This window comes from Cupriavidus numazuensis (assembly GCF_905397435.1).
GTDB lineage: Bacteria > Pseudomonadota > Gammaproteobacteria > Burkholderiales > Burkholderiaceae > Cupriavidus > Cupriavidus numazuensis.
The window spans coordinates 236,858-263,710 of sequence record NZ_CAJPVI010000001.1; the positions used below are offsets into that span (position 1 = coordinate 236,858).

21 protein-coding genes are annotated in these 26,853 nt (G+C 65.9%); 13 read left to right on the forward strand and 8 right to left on the reverse strand.

Annotated features, from left to right (window positions below; genetic code table 11):
• Positions 1-57: 57 nt before the first annotated feature.
• Positions 58-2,910, reverse strand: a complete 2,853-nt coding sequence (gene glnE, locus KHO41_RS01230; RefSeq protein WP_455363898.1) for a bifunctional [glutamate--ammonia ligase]-adenylyl-L-tyrosine phosphorylase/[glutamate--ammonia-ligase] adenylyltransferase — start codon at positions 2,908-2,910, stop codon at positions 58-60.
• 226 nt (positions 2,911-3,136) lie between these two features.
• On the opposite strand from glnE, the gene KHO41_RS01235 reads away from it, so the two are divergent.
• The 4 genes from KHO41_RS01235 to aroG all read left to right on the forward strand — a co-directional run bounded on the left by KHO41_RS01235 (position 3,137) and on the right by aroG (position 11,288).
• Positions 3,137-7,396, forward strand: a complete 4,260-nt coding sequence (locus KHO41_RS01235) for a YhdP family protein (protein WP_211951489.1) — start codon at positions 3,137-3,139, stop codon at positions 7,394-7,396.
• A gap of 38 nt (positions 7,397-7,434) precedes the next feature.
• Entirely contained in the window at positions 7,435-8,256 is an 822-nt protein-coding gene (locus KHO41_RS01240) for a carbon-nitrogen hydrolase family protein (RefSeq protein ID WP_211951490.1), read from the forward strand.
• An 84-nt stretch (positions 8,257-8,340) separates the two neighbouring features.
• Positions 8,341-9,801, forward strand: a complete 1,461-nt coding sequence (tldD, locus tag KHO41_RS01245; RefSeq protein ID WP_211951491.1) for a metalloprotease TldD — start codon at positions 8,341-8,343, stop codon at positions 9,799-9,801.
• A gap of 407 nt (positions 9,802-10,208) precedes the next feature.
• Positions 10,209-11,288 carry a 3-deoxy-7-phosphoheptulonate synthase AroG gene (gene aroG, locus KHO41_RS01250; RefSeq protein ID WP_211951492.1) on the forward strand — a complete coding sequence of 360 codons (1,080 nt, stop codon included), beginning with the start codon at positions 10,209-10,211 and terminating at the stop codon, positions 11,286-11,288.
• 92 nt (positions 11,289-11,380) lie between these two features.
• Here aroG and KHO41_RS01255 read toward each other — a convergent pair whose 3' ends face one another.
• Together KHO41_RS01255 and KHO41_RS01260 are read right to left on the reverse strand one after the other, a co-directional pair.
• Positions 11,381-11,779, reverse strand: coding sequence for a c-type cytochrome (locus KHO41_RS01255; protein ID WP_211951493.1), 399 nt, complete (start codon positions 11,777-11,779; stop codon positions 11,381-11,383).
• Positions 11,780-11,792: 13 nt separating this feature from the next.
• Positions 11,793-12,140 (reverse strand): c-type cytochrome, encoded by a 348-nt coding sequence (locus KHO41_RS01260; protein ID WP_211951494.1) that lies wholly within the window; start codon positions 12,138-12,140, stop codon positions 11,793-11,795.
• A gap of 505 nt (positions 12,141-12,645) precedes the next feature.
• Between KHO41_RS01260 and KHO41_RS01265 the strand changes: the two genes are divergently transcribed.
• The 3 genes from KHO41_RS01265 to KHO41_RS01275 are packed head-to-tail and all read left to right on the forward strand — an operon-like array spanning position 12,646 to position 15,337.
• On the forward strand, positions 12,646-13,533 hold the full coding sequence (locus KHO41_RS01265) for an AAA family ATPase (RefSeq protein ID WP_211951495.1): 888 nt from the start codon (positions 12,646-12,648) through the stop codon (positions 13,531-13,533).
• Positions 13,533-14,126: a GNAT family N-acetyltransferase gene (locus KHO41_RS01270; RefSeq protein WP_211951496.1), complete on the forward strand. Its 594-nt coding sequence runs from the start codon at positions 13,533-13,535 to the stop codon at positions 14,124-14,126. The genes KHO41_RS01265 and KHO41_RS01270 overlap by 1 nt, the downstream gene beginning before the upstream one ends.
• 35 nt (positions 14,127-14,161) lie before the next feature.
• Positions 14,162-15,337: a vWA domain-containing protein gene (locus KHO41_RS01275; RefSeq protein ID WP_211951497.1), complete on the forward strand. Its 1,176-nt coding sequence runs from the start codon at positions 14,162-14,164 to the stop codon at positions 15,335-15,337.
• 43 nt (positions 15,338-15,380) lie between these two features.
• On the opposite strand, the gene KHO41_RS01280 is transcribed toward KHO41_RS01275, so the two are convergent.
• Complete coding sequence (locus KHO41_RS01280; protein WP_211951498.1) at positions 15,381-16,529, reverse strand: ABC transporter substrate-binding protein; 1,149 nt, start codon at positions 16,527-16,529, stop codon at positions 15,381-15,383.
• Positions 16,530-16,635: 106 nt separating this feature from the next.
• Entirely contained in the window at positions 16,636-17,538 is a 903-nt protein-coding gene (locus KHO41_RS01285; protein WP_211951499.1) for a LysR family transcriptional regulator, read from the reverse strand.
• A gap of 133 nt (positions 17,539-17,671) precedes the next feature.
• Between KHO41_RS01285 and KHO41_RS01290 the strand changes: the two genes are divergently transcribed.
• From KHO41_RS01290 to KHO41_RS01300, 3 genes are all read left to right on the forward strand, one after another.
• Complete coding sequence (locus KHO41_RS01290) at positions 17,672-18,658, forward strand: tripartite tricarboxylate transporter substrate binding protein BugE (protein ID WP_211951500.1); 987 nt, start codon at positions 17,672-17,674, stop codon at positions 18,656-18,658.
• A gap of 13 nt (positions 18,659-18,671) precedes the next feature.
• A complete protein-coding gene (locus KHO41_RS01295; RefSeq protein ID WP_211951501.1) occupies positions 18,672-19,562 on the forward strand; it encodes an N-formylglutamate amidohydrolase in 891 nt (296 codons plus the stop codon).
• Positions 19,563-19,767: 205 nt separating this feature from the next.
• On the forward strand, positions 19,768-20,559 hold the full coding sequence (locus KHO41_RS01300) for a BspC domain-containing protein (protein WP_368013929.1): 792 nt from the start codon (positions 19,768-19,770) through the stop codon (positions 20,557-20,559).
• Positions 20,560-20,629: 70 nt separating this feature from the next.
• Here KHO41_RS01300 and KHO41_RS01305 read toward each other — a convergent pair whose 3' ends face one another.
• Both KHO41_RS01305 and yaaA read right to left on the reverse strand, forming a co-directional pair.
• Positions 20,630-21,772 (reverse strand): M14 family metallopeptidase, encoded by a 1,143-nt coding sequence (locus tag KHO41_RS01305; protein ID WP_211951502.1) that lies wholly within the window; start codon positions 21,770-21,772, stop codon positions 20,630-20,632.
• Positions 21,773-21,795: 23 nt separating this feature from the next.
• Positions 21,796-22,581: a peroxide stress protein YaaA gene (gene yaaA, locus KHO41_RS01310; protein ID WP_211951503.1), complete on the reverse strand. Its 786-nt coding sequence runs from the start codon at positions 22,579-22,581 to the stop codon at positions 21,796-21,798.
• Between the two features lie 39 nt (positions 22,582-22,620).
• Between yaaA and KHO41_RS01315 the strand changes: the two genes are divergently transcribed.
• Entirely contained in the window at positions 22,621-23,145 is a 525-nt protein-coding gene (locus KHO41_RS01315) for a putative toxin-antitoxin system toxin component, PIN family (protein ID WP_211951504.1), read from the forward strand.
• A gap of 78 nt (positions 23,146-23,223) precedes the next feature.
• On the forward strand, positions 23,224-24,396 hold the full coding sequence (locus KHO41_RS01320; RefSeq protein WP_211951505.1) for a pyridoxal phosphate-dependent aminotransferase: 1,173 nt from the start codon (positions 23,224-23,226) through the stop codon (positions 24,394-24,396).
• 81 nt (positions 24,397-24,477) lie between these two features.
• Here KHO41_RS01320 and KHO41_RS01325 read toward each other — a convergent pair whose 3' ends face one another.
• Positions 24,478-25,119, reverse strand: a complete 642-nt coding sequence (locus KHO41_RS01325; protein WP_211951506.1) for a glutathione S-transferase — start codon at positions 25,117-25,119, stop codon at positions 24,478-24,480.
• 184 nt (positions 25,120-25,303) lie between these two features.
• Here KHO41_RS01325 and KHO41_RS01330 point away from each other — a divergent pair, with 184 nt between their 5' ends.
• Complete coding sequence (locus tag KHO41_RS01330; RefSeq protein WP_211951507.1) at positions 25,304-26,827, forward strand: 3-hydroxyacyl-CoA dehydrogenase; 1,524 nt, start codon at positions 25,304-25,306, stop codon at positions 26,825-26,827.
• Positions 26,828-26,853: the final 26 nt, after the last annotated feature.

Here is a 26,853-nt window from a genome sequence, read left to right on the forward strand (position 1 = left end):
CACACCGCGCCGATGGCGGCCAGCACGCCTGGCCATGTCGCGCCGTCCCGGCCCGGATCAGCCGGCACCGAATACGGCCTGCCAGAGCGCCCGTACGTGCGCCGTCTGTTCGGCCACCTGCTCGGCCGGCACGCGCGCCTGGCCCTGCCCGTCGAGCCGCAGCTGATGCTGTAGCGCGCGGAACTGACGGTAGGCGTCGCCGACCTGCACCGCCAGCGGGGCGTCGATCAGCCCCAGTTCACCCGCTTCGCGCAGCAGTGCAATATTGCCCGCGTTACGCGTGAGCTGCGGATGGGTCCCGCTATGCAGCAGCACGAGGTACTGCACGGTGAACTCGATATCCACCATGCCGCCGCGGTCATGCTTCAGGTCGAACAGCGGTGTGGGATTGGGGTGGCCCTCCGCCACCTTGCCGCGCATCTGCACGATCTCGTCGCGCAGTGCGGCGGCATCGCGCGGCTGGCGCAGGATCTCGTCACGCAGCGCTTCGAAGCGTGCGCCGATCGCCGCATCGCCCGCGCAGAAGCGAGCGCGCGTGAGCGCCTGGTGTTCCCAGACCCAGGCGGTGTTGTCGCCTTCACGGAGCTGGTAGCGACGGAAGGCATCGAAGCTCGTCACGAGCAACCCTGCCGCGCCGTTGGGGCGCAGGCGCATGTCGACGTCGAACAGCGAGCCGGCCGCGGTATGGCTGGTCAGCCAGGTGATCAGGCGCCGTGCGTACGCGGCGTACACGTCCGGCGCACGCTCGTGCTCGTCTTCGTACAGGAAGATGATGTCGAGGTCCGAGGCATAGCCGAGTTCCTTGCCACCCAGGCGCCCATAGGCAATCACGGCAAAGCGCGGCGTGTCGCAATGGCGCGTGGCGAGCTGGCGCCAGACCGTTTCCAGCGTGGCCTCCAGCATGGCATCGGCCAGGTCGGACAGCCGGTCCGCGATCTGCTCGACGGTCAGCAGCCCCTGCAAGTCCTGCAACAGGATGCGGAACGTCTCGGCATGGTGCTCGCGGCGCAGGATGTCCATCTGCTGCTCGATCTGGCCGTCCGCGGCCAGCAGCCGCTCGGCCAGCCGTCGCCGGAATGCGGGCCAGTCGGGCGCGCCAGCCAGCGCATCACTGTCCAGCAATTCGTCGAGCAGTTGCGGATGGCGCGTCAGGTAAGCGGCCGCCCAGCGCGACGCATGCAGCGTATGCGCGACGCGGTCCATCGCCTGCGGATATTCCGACAGCAGCGAGAGATACGATGCGCGCCGGCTGATCGCCTCGAGGAAATCGATGAAGCGCGTAATGGTGCTGTCCGCGTCCTTCTGTCTGGCCGCAAGATCGAGCGCGCGGTTGACGAGCTGGTCGAATCGCACGCGGCTCGATTCGGACAGCGCGCGGTAGCGCAGCGACGTGGCGATCGCGCGCAGACGGTCCAGCAGGCCCGTGCAATCGGTGAAACCGGCGTCCTGCAGGCGCTGGCACGGCGACACCTCGGTATCCGGCCCGCTCTGGTCCGGGCCGTCCTGCGTGGTGCGCGCCTGCTGGTCTTCGAGCACGAGGCCAGGCCACAGCGCCTCGCACGGCGAGGCGTCGGGGTCCGAGAACGTGGCCTCGAACTGCTGCGCGACCGGCTCCTGCAGCGCCGCGAGCCTGGCTGTCAGGGCGGCCCAGTCGGCGCAGCCCATCATCTGCGCGACCGCGAGCTGTTCTTCAGGCGTGGTCGGCAGGTGGTGGGTCTGGGCGTCGTCGCGATACTGCAAGCGGTGTTCGAGTTGGCGCAGGAAGCGGTAGGCATCGCAGAGCTGCGCGGCCTGGGCTGCGGGCAGCAGGCCGCGGTCGACGGCGACGGCCAGCACCTCGAGCGTAGGCCGCACGCGCAGCGCGGGATCCTGCCCGCCGCGGATCAGCTGGAACACCTGCGCCATGAACTCGATCTCGCGGATGCCGCCGCGGCCGAGCTTGATATTGAACGAACGCTGGTTGACCCCATGCCCGGCCAGACCACCGCTGCGCTTGGCCGCCTCGCTGCGGATCTGCGCATGCAACGAGCGGATAGCCGCGATCACGCCGTAGTCCAGATAGCGCCGGAACACGAAGGGCGTGGTCAACCGCGCGAGCAGCGCCGCGGTGCGCTCGGCATGCGGGGTATCGAGCGCCGACACCACCCTGCCCTTGATCCACGCATAGCGCTCCCACTCGCGGCCCTGCACCACCAGGTATTCCTCGAGCATGCCGAAGCTGCAGGCGAGCGGACCCGCATCGCCGTTGGGCCGCAGGCGCATGTCGACGCGGAACACGTAGCCGTCGCCGGTCACGTCGGCCAGCAGGTTGATCAGGCGCCGGCCGAGCCGGATGAAATATTCATGGTTGGACAGGCTGCGCGTGCCGCCGGCCGTCTCGCCGTCCTCGTCGTAGAGGAAGATCAGGTCGATATCGGACGAGACATTGAGCTCGCGCCCGCCCAGCTTGCCCATGCCGACCACGACGAGCTCCTGCACCTCGCCGCTCTGTTCGCCGACCGGCCTGCCGTAAGTCGCCGCCAGGTCGTCGCCGAGCATGGCCAGGCCATGCTGGATGCAAAGCTCGGCAAGGTCGGTCATCGCGCCCGTGACTTCGGCCAGCGTCGCGTGGCCGCGCAGGTCGCGCTCGATCGCCACGCACATGACCTCGGCGCGCAGACGCCGCAGCGCGCGCTTGACGGACTCCTCCATGTCGGCCGAAGGCTCCTGCAAGGCCTTCAGGCGCTCGCTCATCCAGGCCCTGGTCAGCGGCTGCGCCGCAGCGGCGGAAACGATGCCCGGCAGCTCCGGCCTGGCCAGGAGGACACGCCTTGCGTAATGCGAGTACGAGGCCGAGTACAATACGTGGCCCTCGAAATCGACCGGTTCCGGCCCTGTGGCAGCGGTAGTGGCGAATGCGCCGCAGGCCATGTCGCATAACGGCTGGCCCGTGGCGCCTGCGCCATATTGACCGGGTTGGATTTCGGCGGTGGTGCCCGCGGCGGAACTCGTCGGATCAGAGGCAGTCATTCCAGTAACTTGAAATGCAGGGACAGGTGCGGCGCGCCCGCGGCATCCCTTGCGTGTCAACTGTTTGCAACATACAAAGGCCGGGCGCCAGATTGGAGAGCGGCTAGTATTGTCGGATAATCTGCGCATGTCCAGCCGCGCCCCAAACCCCGCTGACGGCTCCAACCCCAATGCGGGCGCGGGTAGCCAGGAGGCCGTCGCCGGCCTGGCCCCTTCCATTGCTTCCCCTGCTGCCCCGACGCCGGTTTCGCCTGCCGATCGCCTGCGCGCGTTCGCACGCCTTTGCGCCGGGTCGCTGCGCGCGGCGGTGCGCCATCCGCTCTGGCGCGGACTGGGCCGCACGCTGGCCCGCCTGGCTCTCGCCCTGGCCGCGCTGGCGCTCGTGGCGGGCCTGCTGATCCGTTTCGTGCTCTGGCCACAGGCGTCCGCCGCGCGGCAATGGCTGGAAGACCGCGGCACGCTGGCGTTGTCGGCCAAGCTGACCATCGATTCGCTGGATACCTACTGGGACGGCTGGCACCCGGCCTTCCGCGCGCGCGGCCTCAAGCTGGTCGATGCCCAGCAGCGTACGCTGCTCGCGGCCGGCGCGCTGAACGGCAAGCTGGCCTGGCGCTCGCTGTTCAGCATGGACCTGCAGTTCGTAACGCTTGATGCCTCGGGGACCGATGTGCTGGTGCGCCGCACGCCCGAGGGCAAGCTGCTGGTCGCTGGCATGGCCGTCGATACCGCCGGCGGCAAGCCCGACGACAACCGGTTCCTCGACTGGCTGATGGCACAGGGCAGCCTGGACCTGGCCGACGGCAAGCTGCGCTGGCTGGACGAAAAGGGCCGCCTGCCGCAGCTCGACGTGGCGCAGATCCACTTCAGCGCCCGGCGCAAGGGCCTGCACCACGAGATCAGCCTGGAGGCGCAGTCCGAGGCGCTGGCGCCGCGGCCGCTGGTGTTGCGCGCAAGCCTGCGCCACGACTATCTGCACAGCGCCGGCAACTGGCGCCACTGGTCCGGGCAGGCAAGCTGGGACGTGACGCAACTGCAACTCCCCGTGATGCAACGCTACCTGACCGTGTTCGAACGCGTGTCGGATGGCAGCTTCAGTACCGACGGCACCGTGGAATTCAGCGGCGGCCGCATCGTGCGCAGCCAGGCGCGGCTGCGCGGCAGCAACATCGACCTGCAGCTCGCAGGCGCCAGCGAAGCCCTGCAACTCGCGAATACGCAGGCCTTCCTCGTGCATCGCAGCGACCGCGACGGCAACAACCTGCTGACGATCAACACCCTGCTCTGGCAGCCACACCCGGCAGCCGGCCCGCCCTCGGCCAACGACACCGCCTGGCGCGAAGGCATGCGGCAGGTCACGCTGGGATGGGCCCGGGATAATAAGGACCAACTGCGCAAGTTCACACTGAAGGCGCCGACGTTCGACCTCAACACGGTACGAGCGCTGGCCACGTCGATGCCGATCGATACTGCGGTGCTGCGCCAGCTGCGCGCCTTGCAGCCGGCGGGCCATATCGACAACCTGAACGTGAGCTGGAACCGCGACCGCGCGGGTGTGCTTGAACGCCGCCCGGGCAAGGCCCACTACACCGTGCAGGGCACGCTGCGCAATGTGTCGGTCAACGGCCAGCCTGCCGTGCCCGCGACCGGTCCCAACGGCAAGCCGAACCTCGGCGTGCCGGGCTTTGCCAACCTGTCCGGCACATTCAGTTTCGACGACCGGCAGGGCAAGGTGCATGTCGAAGGCAGCAATGCCGCGCTGGTCCTGCCTGGCATGTTCGACGAGCCGCGCCTGCCCTTCGACCAGCTCAGCGGCGATGTGCGCTGGACCCGCCAGGATGGCAACACGGCCGTCAATGTGGAGAACCTCCGCTTTGCCAATGCCGACACGGCCGGCAGCGTGAACGGCACGTGGCGCACCGGCGGCGACAGCGCATCCGGCATTGCCGACCTGAGCGGCGAACTGAGCCGCGCGCAGGTCGCGCGGGTGCCGCGCTATCTGCCGCTCGGCATTCCCGCCAGCACGCGCCACTACCTCGCGGGCGCGCTGGCCGGTGGCGAAGCGAGCGGCGTGCGCTTCGTGCTCAAGGGCGACCTGACGCATTTCCCGTTCCATGCACCGCACGAAAAAGCCGGCGATTTCCGCGTCGAAGTACCGATCCGGCAGGTCAGGTACCAGATCGCCGCGCACGACACCGGCCCCGGCGGCACTCCGCTGTGGCCGACGTTTGCCGACATCGACGGCCAGGTACTGTTCGAGCGCGGCGGCATGTCGTTCGTGGCCCGCCGCGCCGCGGTCGAAGGCATTGCCGGCGTGACGCTGCAGGACGTGAACGGCCGCATCGATGACCTCAGCGACCATGGCCGCCTGGAAATCGACGGCGGGGCAAGCGGCGCAGTGCAGGGCTTCCTGCGCTACATGGCGGCATCGCCCGTGCGCGAGTGGACCGGACACTTTGCGGACAACGCGCACGCGCAGGGCAACGGCGAACTCAAGCTCAAGCTCGATATGCCACTGACCAACGCCAACGCCACCCGCGTCGAGGGCAGCTTCCGGTTTCCCGGCAACGACGTCGTGCTCAATCCGCAGATCCCGCAACTGGGCGGCGCCAGCGGCGTCATTGCCTTCAACGAGCATGGCTTCCAGCTCGAGAATATGCGTGCGCGCTTCCTCGGCGGCGAAGTGCGCATCGGCGGCGGATCGCAGCCAGACGGCAGCGTGCGCGTGACCGCGAACGGCAATGCCACGGGAGCCGGCATGCGCGAAGCGGCAACGGGTTCTTCGCTGGCCACGCTGGCCGCCCGCATGGAAGGCAGTACCGCTTACAGTGCGGTGTTCAGTTCGCACGAGAAGCAGACGCAGGTTCAGGTCAGCTCGGATCTCAACGGCATGGCCATCGGCCTGCCCGCGCCGCTGGCCAAGACTGCCGCACAAGACATGCCGCTGCGCTTCGACCTGCGGCCCGCCCCCGGACGCGCTGGCCTGGAAGAGGTAGTGGTCCAGCTTGGCGGCGCGCTCAACGCGCGCTACCTGTTGCGCCCGGACCGCAATGGCGGCGACACCGAGGTGGTGGCCGGCGGTATCGGCCTGCAACAGGCCGCGTCGTTGCCGGCAAGCGGCGTCACGGCCGTGGCCACGCTCGACCAGTTCGATTTCGACGGCTGGCGCGCGGCACTGGCCAGCCTGGGCGGCACGCAGGGCGATGGCAGCCATCGCGCCAGCCCGCCGGCGTTCCTGCCCGAGCGCATCAACGCGCGCATGCGCACACTGCACGCCGCGGGCCGCACGCTCGACGACGTCACAGTCGACGCAACGCGCGAAGCGGCCGGCTGGGACGTCAAGCTCGAATCGCGCCAGATTGCCGGCAACATGCAATGGCGCGCCGAAGGCCCGTCCGGTTCCGGCGCCATGCGCCTGCGCCTGAGCCGCCTGAACGTGCCCGACGCGAACGACGAACACAATGTCGTCGACGCGATCGCCAACAGCATCGACACCCTGCCATCCATCGACCTGGTCGCCGAGCAGTTCACGCTGCACGGGCATGACTTCGGCAAGCTCGAGGTAGTGGCCCGCAGCAGCAAGAGCGGCGACGAACCGGTGTGGACCCTGGAACGGCTGCTGATCGACCAGCCCGGCGCTACGCTGACCGGCAGCGGCACCTGGCGCGTGCCGCGCCGGCTGCGCGACGGCGATGCGGCCAATGCCCCGCGCCGCACGGCGCTGACCTTTGCCATCGACATCCGCGACGCAGGCGCCACGCTGGAACGCCTGGGCCTGCCGCACACGCTGCGCGACGGCAAGGGCAAGCTCGAAGGCCGCGTGGTGTGGCGCGGCTCGCCGATGTCGATCGACTACCCCACCCTGACTGGCCGACTCTCGCTCGATCTCGAGAACGGACAGATCCTCAGCGTCGACCCCGGTGCCGCGCGCCTGCTCGGCGTGCTCAGCCTGCAAGGCCTGTTGCGCTTTGCCACGCTGGATTTCCGCACGCTGTCGGGGCGCGGCCTGCTGTTCGACCGCATCACCGGTTCCGGCACCATCGAGAACGGCGTCGGCACGATCCAGGATTTCGAACTGAAGAGCCCGCAGATCATTGCGAGCATGTCGGGATCGGCCAACCTGCTGCGCGAAACCCAGGACATCGATGTACGCGTGGTGCCGCGCATCAACGCCACCACCACGTCGGTGGCGGCGGCGTTCATCAACCCGGTGCTCGGGATCGGCACGCTTGCCGCGCAGCTGCTGTTTGCCGACGAGTTCTCCAAGGTGTTCACGCAGCACTACCGCATCACGGGCAGCTGGGCCAACCCGCAGATCGGCAATCTGGGGGACAATAAGGCGCAACATCCGACGTACCAGAACCGCGCCGAGCCGGCCCTGCAGCGCTGATCCCCCGCGCCGCGGCGCGCTGCCAGAGGAAACGACCCATGCAAGCCCCTGCCCCGTTCCGTGTTGCCGCCATCCAGACCGTGACCGGCACGTCGCTCGACGCCAACCTCGCACGTGCCGATGCGCTGATTGCCGAAGCCGCGCGCGCCGGTGCCGAACTGGTGTTGTTGCCCGAATACTTCTGCATGATGGGCCAGCGCGAAGCCGACAAGATCGCCATCCGCGAACAGGACGGCGACGGCCCCGTGCAGCGCTTCCTGGCCGATGCCGCGAAGCGCCACCGCGTCTGGCTGGTGGGCGGCACCCTGCCGATGTGGTGCGGCGACGACGACCGCGTCTACAACACGTCGCTCGCGTTCGACCCGCGCGGCGAACGCATGGCGCGCTACGACAAGATCCACCTGTTCGGCTTTACGCGCGGCGCGGAAAGCTATGACGAATCACGCACCATCCTGGCGGGCAGCACGCCGGTCAGCTTCGACGCGCCATGCGGACGCGTGGCGATGTCGGTGTGCTACGACCTGCGCTTCCCGGAGCTCTATCGCGGCCTGGCCGGCGACGACGGCGCCAGCCTGATCCTGATGCCGGCCGCCTTCACCTACACCACGGGACAGGCGCACTGGGAAATCCTGTTGCGCGCCCGTGCGATCGAAAACCAGTGCTATGTGCTCGCGGCCGCACAGGGCGGCAAGCACGAGAATGGCCGGCGCACCTGGGGCCATTCGATGCTGGTGGACCCGTGGGGCGAAGTGCTGGCCATGCTGCCCGAAGGCGAAGGCGTGGTCAGCGGCGTGATCGACCCGGCGCGGCTTGCCGAAGTCCGGCAGAACCTGCCCGCGCTGCGACACCGGGTGCTGTAGCATTGGCGGTAACTCCGCCTTCCAACCTGATTCACGACGCCGGCAACCATGCCGGCGCATCTGCAAGAAAGAAAAGGACTGTTCATGAACGCCGGCGATCTCGGAATCCGCAACCTTGCCACCGCGCAGCAACTGCTGCTGGCGCCGTACGGCCTGGACGAGGCCAAGCTGCAGCGCGTACTGGCCGACATCTTCACGCACAAGGTCGACTATGCCGACCTGTACTTCCAGTACACGCGCAACGAGGCGTGGAGCCTGGAAGAAGGCATCGTCAAATCGGGCAGCTTCAGCATCGACCAGGGCGTCGGTGTACGCGCGGTCTCGGGCGACAAGACCGCCTTTGCCTATTCGGATGACATCAGCCTGCCCGCGCTGTCGCAGGCCGCAGCGGCCACGCGCACGATCGGCCGCGCCGGCAGGGGCCGCGTCAAGGTGGCCGGTGAACTGGCCACGCAGACCGGCCGCAACCTGTACACGCCGAACGATCCGCTCGATTCGATGGCCGCTGCCGAGAAGGTGGCCCTGCTCGAGCGCGTCGAGCGCATGGCGCGCGCGAAGGATCCGCGCGTGGTGCAGGTCATGGCCGGCCTGGCTGGCGAATATGACGTGGTGCTGGTGGCGCGCAGCGACGGCGTGATCGCCGCGGACGTGCGCCCGCTCGTGCGCGTGTCGGTCACCGTCATCGCCGAACACAACGGTCGGCGCGAAATGGGTTCGTCCGGCGGCGGCGGCCGTTATGCCTACGGCTACTTCACCGATGAACTGCTGCAGAAGTATGTCGATGAGGCCGTGTCGTCGGCGCTGGTCAACCTCGACGCACGTCCCGCCCCGGCCGGCGCGATGACCGTGGTGCTCGGTCCGGGCTGGCCCGGCGTGCTGCTGCACGAAGCCGTCGGCCACGGCCTGGAGGGCGACTTCAACCGCAAGGGCTCGTCGGCCTTCGCGGGCCGCATGGGCGAACGCGTCGCCGCCAAGGGCGTGACCGTGGTCGACGACGGCACGCTGGCCAACCGCCGCGGCTCGCTCAACCTCGACGACGAAGGCAACGCGACCCAGTGCACCACGCTGATCGAGGACGGCATCCTGCGCGGCTACATCCAGGACACGCTGAACGCACGCCTGATGAAGATGCCCGTGACCGGCAACGCGCGCCGCGAAAGCTACGCCGCGCTGCCGATGCCGCGCATGACCAACACCTACATGCTCAACGGCGACCGCGATCCGCAGGAGATCATCGCCAGCGTGAAGAAGGGCCTGTATGCCGTGAATTTCGGCGGCGGCCAGGTCGACATCACCAACGGCAAGTTCGTGTTCTCGGCAAGCGAGGCCTACATGATCGAGGACGGCAAGATCACCTACCCGGTCAAGGGCGCCACGCTGGTCGGCAACGGCCCGGAATCGCTCAAGGACGTCACCATGATCGGCAACGACATGCGGCTGGACTCGGGCGTGGGCGTGTGCGGCAAGGAAGGCCAGAGCGTGCCGGTGGGCGTCGGCCAGCCGACGCTGCGCATTGAAAACATGACGGTAGGCGGCACGGCGTAATCGGTGGCGGTCGCGCCCTGGCCGGCTGCGGGCCGGGCGCGACACTTGCCAACTTTTACAAAACACGCTATAAAGATGCTTCGTACTTTGGCAGTCACTCGCCGCACCCCGAGTTTTTGACGGTGCCCGCGCAATTTTCTGCCCCGTTGTCACGCAGCGCAGCATAAATGCCGCGCCTCGAAACGAAATCGAATTCAAGCTGACCCCAGCCAAATCCTTCTCCGCCATGTCCGCTAAGTTTTACTTTTACTTTTTTAGCGAACCCACACCGCTGGCGGATAGGGAGGGACGGCTGTAAGCGCCCCGAACCGAAAAGAAAAAACCGCCAGCAAGACTGGCGGTTTTTTTATCTCTGCATTTTTTGCCTGTTTCGCCCAGACCTACGACCTCACAAGACCGGACCCATCATGCTGAAGAACACCGACGACCTGCGCATTCGTGAACTCAAGGAACTGCTGCCGCCCGCGCACCTGATCCGCGAGTTCGCCTGCTCCGAAAAGGCTTCGGACGTGATCTACGCCGCGCGCCAGTCCATGCATCGCATCCTGCACGGCATGGATGACCGCCTGATCGTCATCATTGGCCCGTGCTCGATCCACGACACCAAGGCCGCGCTCGAATACGCGAAGCTGCTCAAGGTGCAGCGCGAGCGCTTCGCCAACGAGCTGGAAGTCGTGATGCGGGTCTACTTCGAGAAGCCGCGCACCACGGTGGGCTGGAAGGGCCTGATCAACGACCCGTTCATGGACGGCAGCTTCAAGATCAACGACGGCCTGCGCACCGCGCGCGAGCTGCTGCTGAACATCAGCGAACTGGGCGTGCCGACCGGCACCGAGTATCTCGACATGATCAGCCCGCAGTACATCGCCGACCTCGTGAGCTGGGGTGCGATCGGCGCGCGTACGACGGAATCGCAGGTGCACCGCGAACTCGCATCGGGACTGTCGTGCCCGGTCGGTTTCAAGAACGGTACCGATGGCAACGTGAAGATCGCCGTCGATGCGATCAAGGCCGCATCGCAGCCGCACCATTTCCTGTCGGTGACCAAGGGCGGCCACTCGGCGATCGTGTCGACCTCGGGTAACGAGGACTGCCACATCATCCTGCGCGGCGGCAAGGCGCCGAACTACGATGCCGCGAGCGTGCAGGAAGCGTGCGACGCCATCGCCAAGTCCGGCCTGGCCGCGCGCCTGATGATCGATGCCTCGCACGCCAACAGCAGCAAGAAGCACGAGAACCAGATCCCCGTGTGCGAGGACATCGGCCGCCAGCTCGCCGCCGGTGACGACCGCATCGTCGGCGTGATGGTCGAGTCGCACCTGGTGGCTGGCCGCCAGGACCATGTCCAGGGCACGCCGGTGGAAAGCCTGACTTACGGCCAGTCGGTAACCGACGCGTGCATCGGCTGGGACGAATCGGTCAAGGTGCTGGAAACGCTGGCCGAGGCCGTCAAGGCGCGTCGACTGGCAAGCGGCAGCGGCAACTGAGCACAAGACGCGGGGCAATGCCTCGCGTACACCGCAAAACAAAAAACCGCTTCATATTGAAGCGGTTTTTTGTTGCCTGCCCTGCGTGCAGCTTACTTCTTCAGCACCAGGTCGCCCGGCAGCGATTCGATATACGCGGCGATGTCCTTCAGCTCCTTGCGCGTGAACGGACGCGGCTTGCCATCCTTGCCCGTGACGGCCGGGTTGGCATTGACCTGGCCGGCCATGATCGCGTTGGAGCGGCCCACTTGCGGCACGCCCGAAACCTGGTACGACAGCAGCGCGTGGTAGAGATAGTCCGCATGCTGGCCGGCCAGCTTCGGATAGTCCGGCGAGATCGGGGCGTTCATGCCCTGGCCATGACAGGCCACGCAGTTGCCCTTTTCCACGAGCACCTTGCCGGCGGCGAGGTCGGCCGCCGAGGCGGTGGCAGCGGAGGCACCCAGCACGAGTGCGCCAATCGCGAACGAAAGCGTCTGAAGCGTCTTCATGATCCGGTGTCTCTTACTTGAGGGAATTGTTCTGCGAGCCGCCCTTCTGCTGCGAGTAGTAGGCAGCCACGTCGGCGATGTCCTGGTCGGTCAGCGAGGCGGCGATGCCGCGCATGGTCGGGTGCTTGCGGTCGCCCTTCTGGTAGGACTTCAGCGCATTTTCGATGTACTTGGCGCTCTGGCCGCCCAGCATCGGCACTTCATAGACTTCGGGGAACGACGCACGGTAGCCCGGAATGCCGTGGCATCCGATGCACATTGCAACCTTGTCCTTGGCAGCGTCTCCATTGCCCTTGACTTCCTGTGCCTGTGCGGCCGTTGCAGCCGCGCCCAGCACCACCATCGTGAGGAGCTTTTTCATTGTCTTTGCGGATTGGAAGTTAAACCGTGCGTGACCTGCCCTGCCGGGCGGAGACGGTCTCAGAATGCTTCTGGGGGAAGCCTGGCAGCCAGTGGCGACCAGGGAGCAATCCGCCAGACTGTCGCATCCGGTTCGTTGCCGGGATGTGGAACACCATTCTGGAACCACCTCTCGCAATCGCCGCGACCCGGACGGGCCGCAGGTGCTTCTGAACGCGGACTGCCGGATACTGGAGAACTGGACGTGGGGGCGCGTCAAACCGCCGCATTGTACAGCAGGCGGCACCTGGCAGTCCAGCCAACGGGCCCGCGCGCGGCCACGATGTCAGCGTCTCCCAACACGAACCGCAAAGGTCTTTTATACTCGACCATTCAGGGAATCCGAACGACCGTTCGCGAATCCGGTTTCCATAATGAAAGCACGCGTCACAGCGCGAAGAGACTGCGCTCAATGCGCCGACCCGGCTTCATCCAGCCGGGTGCCGGCCGTCACCTCAGGTTGCCTCATGTCCAACACCGCCAACGCTTCCGCCCAAGCCTCCTCCCAGCAGGTCAAATTCGAAGGTAGTGACCAGTATGTCGCCACCGACGACCTCAAGCTGGCCGTCAACGCCGCGCGCACGCTGCAGCGTCCGCTGCTGATCAAGGGCGAGCCCGGCACGGGCAAGACCATGCTGGCCGAGGAAGTGGCCGCCGCGCTGGGCATGCCGCTGCTGCAGTGGCACATCAAGTCGACCACCAAGGCGCAGCAGGGCCTGTACGAGTACGACGCCGTGTCGCGCCTGCGCGATTCGCAGCTTGGCGACGACCGCGTGCATGACATCCGCAACTACATCGTCAAGGGCGTGCTGTGGCAGGCCTTCGAAGCCGACCAGCAGCTCGTGCTGCTGATCGACGAGATCGACAAGGCCGACATCGAATTCCCGAACGACCTGCTGCGCGAACTCGACCGCATGGAGTTCTACGTCTACGAGACGCGCGAACTCGTGAAGGCCAAGCACCGCCCGCTGGTGATCATCACGTCGAATAACGAGAAGGAACTGCCCGACGCGTTCCTGCGCCGCTGCTTCTTCCACTACATCAAGTTCCCCGATGCCGAGACCATGCAGCGCATCGTTGACGTGCACTACCCCGGCATCAAGCGCGAACTGGTGGCGGCAGCACTGGAATCGTTCTACGAGATGCGCAACCTGCCGGGCCTGAAGAAGAAGCCGTCGACCTCGGAACTGATCGACTGGCTCAAGCTGCTGATGGCCGAGGACATCCCGCCCGAGGCGCTGAAGAGCCCGGACAAGAAGGCCGCAATCCCGCCGCTGCATGGCGCGCTGCTCAAGAACGAGCAGGACGTGCACCTGTTCGAGCGCCTGGTGTTCATGAACCGGTCGAACCGCTGATGAGCGACTTCATCCAGCCCGTCACGCTGTCAGGCCGTCACGCCACGCTCGAGCCGCTCCGGCCCGAGCATGCGGAAGGCCTGCGTGCCGCAGCTGCCGACGGCGACCTGTGGAAGCTCTGGTACACGAGCGTGCCGGCGCCCGAACGCATGGAAGCCGAAATCGCGCGGCGCCTGGGCCTGCAAGAGCAAGGTTCGATGCAGCCGTTCGCAGTGCGCGATGCGAACGGCCAACTGGCCGGCATGACGACGTACATGAACATCGACGCTGCCAACCGGCGCGTCGAGATCGGCTCCACGTGGTACGCGCAACGTGTTCAACGCACGCCGCTGAACACCGAGTGCAAGCTGATGCTGCTGCGCCATGCGTTCGAGCAGCTCGAATGCATCGCCGTGGAGTTCCGCACGCACTGGATGAACCACCAGAGCCGTACGGCCATTGCGCGCCTGGGCGCGAAACAGGACGGCGTGCTGCGCAACCACATGCGCATGCCGGACGGCTCGCTGCGCGACACCGTGGTGTTCTCGATCATCGCCAGCGAATGGCCCACGGTGCGCAACCACCTGCAATTCCAGCTCGAGCGGCCGCGCTGATGCGCACCGCCTGCTGACACTGATCGCGAGGCATCATGCTGATCGACTTCTTCTTCTCGCTGCGCCACGCCAAGCTGCCGGTCTCGGTCAAGGAATACCTGACCATGCTGGAGGCGCTCAAGGCTCAGATCATCACGCCGTCGATCGACGAGTTCTACTACCTGTCGCGCATGACGCTGGTCAAGGACGAGAAGCACTTCGACAAGTTCGACCAGACCTTCGGCGCGTACTTCAAGGGCGTGGAAAGCCTGGTCGACTGGAAGTCCGATATTCCGCTCGACTGGCTGCAGAAGACGCTCGAGCGCGAGCTGTCGCCCGAGGAAAAAGCCAAGATCGAAGCCATGGGCGGCCTCGACAAGCTCATGGAACGCCTGAAGCAACTGCTCGAAGAGCAAAAGGAAAAGCACGAGGGCGGCAACAAGTGGATCGGCACGGGCGGCACCTCGCCGTTCGGGCACGGCGGCTACAACCCCGAGGGCATCCGCATCGGCGGGCCGTCCAAGGGCAACCGCACCGCGATCAAGGTGTGGGACGCGCGCACCTACAAGGACTATGACGACCAGGTCGAACTGGGCACGCGCAACATCAAGGTAGCGCTGCGCCGCCTGCGCCGTTTCGCGCGCGATGGCGCCGACACCGAACTGGATCTCGACGACACCATCCACTCCACCGCGGCCAATGCCGGCCTGCTCGACATCAAGCTGCGGCCCGAGCGCCACAACAAGGTCAAGGTGCTGATGCTGATGGACGTGGGCGGCTCGATGGACGACCACATCAAGCGCGTGGAGGAACTGTTCTCCGCGACCAAGACCGAGTTCAAGCACCTCGAGTACTACTACTTCCACAACTGCCTGTACGACCACGTGTGGCGCAACAACCGGCGCCGCCATGCCGAAAAGCTCAATACGTGGGATCTGCTGCACAAGTACACGCCCGACTACAAGGTCATCTTCGTCGGCGATGCGACGATGAGTCCGTACGAGATCCTGCAGCCCGGCGGCTCGGTCGAATACAACAACACCGAGGCCGGCTCCGTGTGGCTGAACCGCGTGACCGAGCAGTTCCCGCACTTCGTCTGGCTCAATCCGGAACCGGAAGGCCTGTGGCAATACCGGCAGTCGATCACGGTCATCAACCAGCTGATGAAGGGACGCATGTACCCGGTCACGCTGGCGGGGCTGGAATCGGCGATGAAAGTGTTGTCGAAGTAAGGGAAGCCATCCGAGAGGCGCCGCATGGGCGCCTCTTTTCCTTTCAGCTGATGATTCGGCCGCCGCTGCCGATCATCGCCACCTCGACGTAGTCCGGGCCGCTGTGCCGGTTGCGTTCATAGTGCACGCGCAAGCCGCCGAACTCCCGCTTGCCGAATGCCTCGAGCTTGCTGATGAACAGTTCGCGCGTGGGATTCGGTCCGCACGCTAGCAATCCTTCCACGACCACCTTCGCGGTCAGGAAGCCTTCCACGGCCTCATAGGTACGGTTTTCCGTCACGCCCGCCCTGTCGAACGTCTCCTGGAAGTCGCGCGCCAGCGGCACCACGCGCGAAGCGGGGTTCGGCATGATCTGTGTCACAGCCACCCCGCGCGATAGTTCGCCAGCCTTCTCGAACACCTGCTTCGTCGAGGTGACAGAGAGAATCCACGGATGCGGCAGCGGGCCGTGCCGGGAATGGTGGGTGGTCAGGATGTCCGCCACCCATTGCGGTGCCGTGAACAACAGCGTGGTCTGCGCCCTGGCCGCCTGCAGCTTCGCCACGACTGCCGGAATATCCTCGCCCTGCACGCTGTGGGGCACCATCGCGGCAATCACGCCGCCATATTTGCGCGCCGCATCGGCCGCTGCTTCGGCATTCACCTTGCCGAACAGGTTGTCCTGATAAACCACCGCGATTCGCTTGAGACCGATGGTGGTCGCATGCTGGACCATGCGCATCACCTCGTCGACAAATCCGCTCCGCGTATGGAACAGCGGCGCGGAATCCTTGCGTACGTCCGGCGCGCCCGTGAATGCCCCCACCACGGGCAGCCGGTGCTGCTCGATCAGCGGCAATGCCGCGAGTACGTTCGCCGTGCCGCCCATGCAGAGCAGGCCAAAGACCTCGTCCTGCAGGAATGCCTGCACATTGGCAACGGTGTTCTCCGGCGCATAGTGGTCCTCGCGCCGTTTTACGATCAGCCGCCGGCCGTTGACGCCGCCCTTCGCGTTGACATGGTTGAAGTACGTGAGAAGGCCGTCCGTGTAGTTACGGTAAGGACCGCCCCACACGCTTTCGAAGCCGATGGTCTGCCCAAACACGATACGGTCCGGATAGACGCCTGGTGCCGCTCCCGCCGCCCGCGCGCGCCTTGCCACAGCGGCTGCGCCAAGCGCTGCTGCCGTCCATACAAACTGCCTGCGATCCATCGATTGACCCCGCCTCTGTTCCTTTTTCGCGAGGCAGTGTCCGCGACGGCTCGGGCGCGCGAATATGGCGGCAAACCCTGTCTGTTGCGGCCGCGAGGCAACAAAGTCAGCCGCGCGTGTCAGTGCCCTCCATCAGCCACGCACGGAAGGTCTGCAAGGCAGGCAGATGTTGCTTGTGCTCCGGGTAGCACAGGTAATAGCCTTTGTTGCTGAGCACGCGTGCCGGGTGGGCGACCACCAGCGCGCCGGTAGCCAGTTCTTCCTCGATCAGGCAACGCGGGATCAGCGCAATACCAAGACCGGACAGCGCCGCCTGCGTGAGCAGCGAGAACTGGTCGAAGCGGGCTCCGGCCCAGGCGTCGCGCGTCGGCACGCCGAGTTCGGCGAACCAGTCGGGCCAGGCTTCGGGCACTGTCGTGTGGTGCAGCAAGGGATATTGCTGCAACGCTGCGGGCGTGCTGACTACGCCGCCCGGATGGGCCGCCAGCAAAGCCGGCCGGCACACGGGCACGATTTCCCGGCCGATCATGTAGTCGGCCTGGCTCCCGGGCCAGATTCCCACGCCAAAGCGGATCGCCGCGTCCAGTTCGGGCTCGGCAAAGACATAGCCCTGCGCGTGCGGGACGAACTCGAGCCGGACTTCGGGATGCCGCGCAAAGAACTGGGGCAAACGCGGGATCAGCCATTTGGCGCCGAGCGTCGGCATGCTCGCGATATGCAGCGTCCCCGCCTGTTGTTCGCGGCCCGCTGCCTCTACCGTGGCCGCCTCGATCTCGTCGAGTGTGGGCCGGACGCGTTCCAGATAGCGCACGCCGGCCGGCGTCAGTACCAGCCGCTGGCGCACGCGTTCGAACAACTCCACACCGAGCAGCGACTCCAGGCTGCGCACCTGCTTGCTGACTGCACCCTGCGTCACATGCAGGTCCCGCGCGGCCGCGGTAAAGCTGCTGTGCCTGGCCGACGCTTCAAAGGCCTGCAATTCGGTCATCGACGGCATCATGCGCCGCATACATCACCTCAATTTCACGACCAAATGGAATGACCGTGCGATTTTATTTCGTTTGCCGGCATCTTGCCGGCGCGAGCAGAATCGGGGAAACCGCTTTTCTCTCCATTCCGATCCCTCCTGCTCCGCAAGAATCATGCAACGTCGACAACTTCTCCGCGTTCTCGCCGCAGCCTCGGCTGCCATTGCCGCTGGCGCCGCGCTGCCTGCCGCCGCCCAGTCCAACTACCCGACCAAGCCGATCACGCTGGTGGTGCCGTTCCCGGCCGGCGGCACGACCGATATCGTGGCGCGCATCGTCGCCGACAAGCTCGGCCAGCAACTGGGCCAGGCCGTGGTCGTGGACAACCGCGGCGGCGCGGGCGGCAGCATCGGTACCGCCTACCTCGCCAAGGCGGCGCCGGACGGCTACACGCTCGGCATTGCCACGGCCTCGACGCATGGCATCAACCCGGCGGTGTACCCGCGGCTGTCCTATGACGCCACCAAGGACTTCACGACCATCACGAACCTGGCCTCGGTGCCCAACGTGATGAGCATCCACCCGTCGGTGAAGGCCACCGACATGAAGTCGTTCATCGCGCTGGCGCATTCCCAGCCCAACAAGCTCGCGTACGGCTCGGCCGGCAATGGCAGCGTGTCGCACATGATGGGCGAGCTGTTCAAGATGAGCAGCAAGACCGAACTGCTGCATGTGCCGTACAAAGGCGTGGGCCCGGCGCTGAACGACGCGCTGGCCGGCCAGGTCCAGGTGCTGTTCGACAACCTGCCGTCGTCGCTGCCGTTTATCGAAGGCGGCAAGCTGCGCGCGCTGGCCGTGGCTGCACCCAAGCGCGTTGCCGCACTGCCCAACGTGCCGACGTTCGCCGAACTGGGCCTGCCCGAAGTCAACGACGCTGCATGGTTCGGCCTGATCGCCCCGGCGAATCTTCCTGCTGACCTGCAGAACAAGCTGAATGCGGCTGCCATCAAGGTGCTGGCGTTGCCCGAGGTGAAGGCTAAACTGGAAAAGCTGGGCGCCACGCCGGTGGGCAACACGCCTGCGCAGTTTGCCGCGCAGATCAAGACGGAAGTGGCCAAGAACAAGCGCGTCGCCGCCGCAGCCAAGATCTCCCTCGACTGATTGCCGCAGCACCATGACCGAAGCAGACCGAAAGAGCGCGGACAGTCCGTACCAGCTTTACCAGCCGGAAGGCCCGGTAAGCGCGCTGTTCCTTGACTCGCCGCACAGCGCTACCACGTACCCGACGGACTTCCGCCCGGCCCCGAGCCTGCCCCTGCCGCTGCTGCGACAGGCCGAAGACACCTTTGTCGACGAGCTCTACGCCGGCGCCCCCTCGCGCGGCATTCCGCTGCTGTGCGCGGGCTTCCCGCGCAGCTACCTGGACGCCAACCGCGGACTCGAGGAAATCGATGAAGCGCTGCTCGACGCGCCGTGGCCCGGCGCGAAGCAGGATACCGCCAAGACCCGACTGGGCAAGGGCCTGGTCTGGCGCGTGCTCGACACCGGCGAGGCGATCTACGACCGCAAGCTGAGCGTAGAGGAAGTGCAGTCGCGCATCGACCGCTGCTACCTGCCCTACTACGCACAGCTGCAGAAGCTCGGCGATCGCGCCGTGGCCGAACATGGCGCGGCGTGGCACATCAACTGCCATTCGATGCCGAGCCAGGCGGCTCAGTACGCGACGGAATTCCCGGGGCTTCAACACCCCGATTTCGTCGTCGGCGACCGTGACGGCACGACATGCGACAAGCGCTTCACCGACCGTGTCGAAGGCGTGCTCAAGGACATGGGCTACGAAGTCTGGCGCAACCACCCGTACAAGGGCGTGGAAATCGTGCGCGTGGTCGGCCAGCCGCAGACTGGCCGCCACAGCCTGCAGCTCGAGATCAACCGCAAGCTCTACATGGATGAAGCGGGCCTGACTCACACGGCCGGCTTTGCCAAGCTACGGCACGACCTCAACACCCTGCTCGATGAACTGCTAAAGTTCACGCGCTCCATGCCCGCTCGCGCGCTGCGCTGAGCCGCGGCAGAAGGGATCCCGGATGCAGCGCACTGCATCCGGGTTCATCTCGGTTGCACAACACAGGGGCTTTCTGTTAATGCCCGCGGGTCATTCGTGCGTTAAAAGAATGGGTAACAAAGTTTAGGAACTTTGCAAGATAGGTTTCCTCTATCATGGCAATCCTTTGCGAACCCATGCTTGCCGGAATGGCAAGACAGACACCGTGATCCGACGAATCTCCCGACTGATCGGCAGCCACCTCAGCATGCTGGCCGCCGCAGTAACCGGTGCGTTGGTGCTGGCGGGCTGCGCCAATACGCCGGCTGATGGCACCGATGCCGCCAGCCAGTCCGCGACCCCTGCCGCCCCTGCCCGCCCCGCGCCCGCAGCCCCGGCAACGCCCGCCTCCGAACCGACCAAGACCATCACCCTGCCCGACCGCGGGCGCGTCAGCCTTGCCGAGTACCGCGCCAAGATGCGCGACCAGCTGATGAAATCCGAGGGCGCCACCAGCGACGTCGCCGACTGCGCGGCCCACGCAAGCTGGGTCCTGCCCCGCTCGGCCACGTACGACGCGCTCAAGATCCCCACCGGCGCGCTTGGCGCCGGCCAGGCCACGGTGGAACCGTGGAGCGGCCGTTTCTCGCAGGGCAAGCAATCCGTGCCGGTGAGTTCGGTGGTGACATTCTCCGCAATGGCCCACAAGCGCCGTGGCGAAGAGCAATGGCAGCCTGTCAAGGTACGCTGCGGCTACGACGACGGCATGATGCTCGCGTACGAACTGCTCGACAGCAGCGGCGCGACCATCGCGGAACCGGCAGCGGCGCCAGCCGTCGCGACATCCAGCCACGCCTCGTCCAGCAAGAGCAGCAAGAAGGGGGCGAAGGGCAGCAAGTCCAAGAGCACCTCGACGGCTTCGGCGAAGAGCAGTACGTCGGGCAAGTCATCGGCCAAGGCTTCGTCTTCGTCCTCCTCCAAATCGTCCGGCAAGAGCACGAGCAAGAAGAAGCAGTAAGCACCTTGAGCAAACCCATGCAAAAAGGCCCGCCATATTGGCGGGCCTTTGTCGCTCGCTGCGGCCAGGCTTAGCCGAGGAAATCCAGGATCGCCTCCACCATCGCCGTGCCGAGCAGCGCGCTGCGCGCGCCGTTCCAGCCCACCGTGGCATCGGGCAGGTCGGCGTTGTCCTTGAACGGCATCTCCAGCGTCAGCGACAGGCAGCCAAACGTGTGGCCGATGTACTTCGACGCGAGCTTGAGCGCATCGGCGTTGTACTTGCTCGCGGCATAGCCATGCACGTCCTGGAAGTCCGGCGTGACACGCTTGAAGGCTTCGATGAAGCGCGCCTGCTGCTCGCGCTGGTTCTCGGTGAAGCTCGGCAGCATCTCGCTGCCCGCGACGAAGTTGTAGGGCAGGCCTTCGTCGCCATGGATGTCGAAGAACAGGTCGCAGCCCGTCGCCTCGATCGCGCGGCGCACGTACCAGACTTCAGGGCTTGTCTCCGGGCTCGGCGTCATCCACTCGCGGTTCAGGTTGGCGCCGGCGGCGTTGGTGCGCAGGTTGCCGCGCGCCGAGCCGTCCGGGTTCATGTTCGGCACGATATGGAACACGGCGTGCTCGAGCAGCTTGCGCGCGACCGGGTCGTGCGCCCACATGCCGGTGCCGGTCAGGCGCTGGAGCACGCCTTCGCAGAACCACTCGGCCATGCTTTCGCCGGGATGCTGGCGCGCAATCATCCAGATGGTCTTCTTGCCGGGGCCGGGCTGGCCCACCGTGACGCGCGTCATGTCGCGGCCATCGACCGTGCTGCCCAGGTGCGATAGCTTTGCGAGCGGCGAGCGCTGGCAGGTCGCCAGCAACGACAGGTGACGCTCTTCGGGATAAGGCTCGAAGTACGCCAGCCATACGCTGTCATGCTCCGGCGTGAACTCGACCGTCAGCACCTGCCCGTCAAAGCGCGTCGGCACACGGAACCAGTTCGCGCGATCGTACGAGGCCACCGCGCGGTAGTCGCGCCAGCCGTCCGGATACGTGCAGTCCCCCGCGTTGAGGAACTGCAGCCGGCACGCCTGCCCTGCAGCGCCTTGCAGCCGGAAATGGAACCACTGGCGGAAGTCCGCGTGCGAATCGGCACGAATGCGCAGGCGGATATCGTCGGCATGATCGAGCGCTTCGACCTCGATCGCGCCCGAATCGAAACTGGTGGAAATATGCAGGCCTGAAGTCATGTCGGGCAGCTCCGTGGCAGGGTTCAGTCTTCGAGGCGGCGGCGGAACACCCAGCGGCCGTCGTCGGAAGCGGCGGCATCGAAGGCGTAGCCGTCTTCCGCAAAGCGCTTGAGCGCAGCGGGCTCCGTGACGCGATGCGTGACCGCATAGCGCGCCATGGTGCCACGCGCACGCTTGGCATGGAACGAGATGATCTTGTAACGGCCGCCCTTCCAGTCCTCGAACACCGGCGTGATGATGCGCGCGTTCAGCACCTTCGGACGCACCACCTTGAAATACTCTTCCGAGGCGAGATTGACAAGCGTCGGCGCGCCTTCGTGCTTGAGTCCGGCCATGTCGTCGTTGAGCAGGCGCGTCACGTCGTCGCCCCAGAATGCATAGAGATCCTTGCCCGCAACGTTATCGAGTCGCGTGCCCATCTCCAGTCGGTAAGGCTGCATCCAGTCCATCGGGCGCAGCACGCCGTACAGGCCGGACAGGATGCGCACGTGCTTCTGCGCAAAGCCGAGGTCATCGGCCGACAGGCTCTTTGCATCGAAGCCGTCGTACACGTCGCCATTGAAGGCCAGCACCGCCTGCTTGCTGTTGGCGGCGGTAAAGGTCTCCGACCACTCTGCATAACGCGTGACGTTGAGCACGGCGAGCTTGTCGGAGATGTCCATCAGCGCGCCGACATCCTGCGGCGCGAGCTTGCGCAGGCGTTCGATCAGCACCGCCGAACGTTCGATGAAACGCGGCAGCGTATGGGTCTTGATGCGCGCAGGCGTCTCGTAGTCCAGGGACTTCGCGGGAGACAGGGCGATGAGCATGGCAAAATTGCGGGAAACACAAAGCCAAGATTGTAGCGAATGACCAACCCGCCTTCCGGTGACGCCTCGGCGTCCAGCCTCGTCGACATCACTTCTGCCGTCAGCAACCCGCCTCGCGTGGTACTGGACTCCAATATCTGGGTCGACCTGCTGGTTTTCGGCGACCCGCACACCAGACCGATCCTCGAAGCGCTTGAAGCCGGCACCATCGCGCCGGTGATCCGCGCCGACTGCCGCGAAGAACTGCGCCGCGTGCTCGCGTATCCGCAATTTGCGCGTTTCGCGGTCGATATCGACGCGGCGCTGGCCACCGTGGACCGCTTCAGCACGCTGGAGCCGCTGCCTTCGCAGGAAGACGCCGACGCCATACGGTTGCCACGCTGCAAGGACACGGACGACCAGAAATTCGTCGAGCTCGCGCACTTTTCGCGCGCCGCGTGCCTGGTGTCGAAGGACAAGGCCGTGCTCAAGCTCAGGAGCCGCCTGCGCCGCTCGAGCGGCGTCGAAGTGATGACACCGCCCGCGTTCGGCCAGTGGCTGGCCGCACTGGCAGCCGCAGCCTGATCGCCGCGAATCGCTTTAGAATTGCCGCTGTTGCCGCCCCGGCAAGCGGTTTTCCGCCCTTGCCCTACACCGTCGCCCATGTCCGCTGACTCCAACCTCGCCCCGCTGACTCCGCCCGTGTCGCGCCTGCCATCCGTCGGCACCACGATCTTCACCGTGATGTCCGCTTTGGCGGCCGAAAAGAACGCCGTCAACCTGGGCCAGGGCTTCCCCGACTTCGATTGCGATCCGCGCATCGTTGATGCCGTGACCCACGCCATGCGCACGGGCCACAACCAGTATCCGCCGATGGCCGGCGTGCCGCGCCTGCGCCAGGCGATCGCCGACAAGATCGCCACGCTGTACGGCCACCGCTATAGCTCGGAAAGCGAGATCACCGTCACGGCCGGCGCCACGCAGGGCATCCTGACCGCGATCCTGTGCGCCGTGCATCCCGGCGACGAGGTGATCGTGCTGGAACCTTGCTACGACAGCTACCTGCCCGCGATTGAACTGGCCGGCGCGACCGCCGTGCCGGTCACGCTGGAGGCGCCCGATTTCCGCGTGCCGTTCGACCGCCTTGCCGCAGCCATCACGCCACGTACGCGGATGATCCTCATCAACACGCCGCACAACCCAACCGGGACGATCCTGCGTGCGGCCGACATGGACAAGCTGGCCCAACTGCTGGCTGGCACCGACATCCTGCTGCTGTCGGACGAGGTCTACGAGCACATGGTCTACGACGGCGAGCCGCATGCGTCGGTGTCGCGCCATCCGGAACTCGCACGGCGCAGCTTCGTGATTTCGAGCTTCGGCAAGACGTATCACGTGACGGGCTGGAAGGTCGGCTATGTGGCCGCGCCCGCGGCGCTGTCGGCGGAATTCCGCAAGGTCCACCAGTTCAACGTGTTCACCGTGAACACGCCGGTACAGCACGGCCTGGCCGACTACATGGCCGATCCCGCGCCGTACCTGGAGCTGTCCGCGTTCTACCAGGCCAAGCGCGATTACTTCCGCGCCGGGCTGGCCAACACGCGCTTCAAGCTGCTGCCTTCCGAAGGCACGTATTTCCAGTGCGTGGACTACTCCGCGATTTCCGACCTCAGCGAGGCCGAGTTCTCGATGTGGCTGACGCGCGAGATCGGCGTGGCGGCGATCCCGGTCTCGGCCTTCTACACGCAGCCGCGTGAATCGGGCGTGGTGCGCTTCTGCTTCGCCAAGAAGGAGGAGACGCTGGCGCTGGCGTTGGAGCGGCTGGCAAAGCTCTGAAATCGGGGCATCCGAAACAAGAACGCCCGCGGCATGCCGCGGGCGTTCTGCTTTACGCGCTGTACCAATACAGGCCGGCGCTTATTTGTTCCGGCTCAGCATCAGCTCGGTGTTCGCCTTGCGGTCGGCATTGACCTTCTGCACCGACGGGCGCTCCGACAGCGTTTTCAGGTATTCCTTGACCGGCAGGTCGGCCAACAGGTCCTTGCCGTAGATGATCTTCGTGCACGAAGACACCAGCGGCAGGTGGACTGCGGCGGCGCAGTCGGCCAGCGTAAAGGTATCGCCCGCGATAAAGGGCGAGAACTTCGCGAGCTTGGCGAATGCCGGAATGTAGCGCGTCAGCAGCTTGAGCTGGCGCTCCTTCACGTTATCGCTGACCTTGCCGCCGAAGAACGCCTCGGGGTACAGCTCGCGGGCGGTCAGTTCGAGGTACAGCTCCATGAATGTGACGATCTCGCGCACCTTGCCAGCCTGCAGCGGATCGCTCGGCAGCAGCGGCGTCTGCGGATAAGCGGCTTCCAGGTATTCGTTGATGACTTCCGACTCGCACAACGAACCCGATTCGGTGATCATGTAGGGCACCTTGCCGGCCGGCGTTGCTGTCGTGTCGGTCTCGCCGATCCAGGCCAGCACCTCCTCGAACGGCACATTCTTCTCCAGCAGTGCCAGCTTGACCTTGTTGTAGTAGTTGCTGGCGGCAAATCCGCACAGTTTCAGCATGTCGTCTCTCTCCTGTTGGAATCCACGCTTGCGGACGCAAGTCCGTAGCGATTGTGAACCATCCCGGTCTTCTGGTGCCGCCGGACTGGCCGATCAGCGCACGCCGCCTGCCTTCCGGCCATTTCCGGAAAGATGCAAAAAACGTACGATCGTGCTAATTTAACCACAACTTCAGGGACAAAAAATGAGCACTTTCACCATCGAGACGCTCGGCATCGTCGGAACGGGCGCCATGGGCCGAGGTATTGCGCAGATTGCCGCACAGGCTGGCCTGACCGTCAACCTGTACGACGCCAACCCACAAGCCGTGGAAGCCGCACGCAAGCATCTGCAGGATACGCTCGGCAAGCTCGCTGAAAAAGGCAAGATCTCGGCGGCCGACGCCGACGCCACGCTGGCCCGCGTAAAGCCGTGCGGCGCGCTCGAAGACCTGTCCGGATGCGACATGGTGGTGGAGGCGATCGTCGAGCGGCTCGACGTGAAGCGCGACCTCATTGCCAAGCTCGAAGCCGTGCTTCGTCCTGACGCGATCATCGCGTCGAACACCTCGTCGCTGTCGATCACCGCGATTGCGGTCGGTGCGAAGGAACCGGGCCGCGTCGTCGGCTACCACTTCTTCAACCCGGTGCCGCTGATGAAGGTGGTCGAAGTGATCGATGGCCTGTCGGGCAACCCGGCCGTCGGCGATGCGCTGATGGCACTGTCGCGCCGCATGGGCCATACGCCGGTGCGCTGCAAGGACATGCCGGGCTTTATCGTCAACCATGCCGGCCGCGGCATGAACATCGAAGGTATCAAGGTCGCGCAGGAAGGCGTGGCCGAGTTCGTCGATGTCGACAACATCATGCGCGAGCAGGCCGGCTTCCGCATGGGGCCGTTCGAGCTGATGGACCTGACGGGGCTCGATGTATCGCACCCGGTCATGGAATCGATCTACAACCAGTTCTACCAGGAGCCGCGCTACCGCCCGTCGCCGATCACGGCAATCCGCTCGGTCGGCGGGCTGGTCGGCCGCAAGGCCGGCGCGGGTTTCTACCGCTACGTCGACGGCCAGAAGCAGGTCCCGACCGTTGCCGCCGTCCCGTCGGCGCGTCCGGCGAGCGTGTGGGTCAGCCGCGCCAGCGAACGCGGCCATGCCATGGTGACGAGGCTGCTCGGCGCGCTGGGCGTGACGCCCGAGAGCGGCGACCAGCCTTCGGCCGATGCGCTGATCGTCGTCACGCCGCTGGGCCTTGACGCCACGACCACCGCGCTCCAGCAAGGGCTCGATGCCTCGCGCACGGTGGCCATCGACACGCTGCTGCCGTTCGAAGCCACCAAGCGCCGCACGCTGATGACCACGCCCGCCACTGGCGCCGCCGCGCGCGACGCCGCGCACGGCCTGTTCGCGAGCGACGGCGTGCCGGTCACGGTGATCCGCGACTCAGCCGGTTTCGTCGCCCAGCGCGTGCTCTGCTGCATCATCAACATCGCCAGCGATATCGCGCAGCAGCGCATTGCCTCGCCGGCCGACATCGATCTGGCCGTGAACCTCGGTCTCGGCTATCCGAAAGGCCCGCTGGCGCTCGGCGACGCCGTCGGCCCGCAACTGGTGCTGGAAACGCTGCGCAATATGGAAGCGCTGACCGGCGACATGCGCTACCGCCCGAGCCCGTGGCTGTGGCGCCGCGCCGGTCTCGGCCTGTCGCTGCTTACCGAAGAGAACTGAGGAGCCTCGGCTCCCCTGCCCCCGCA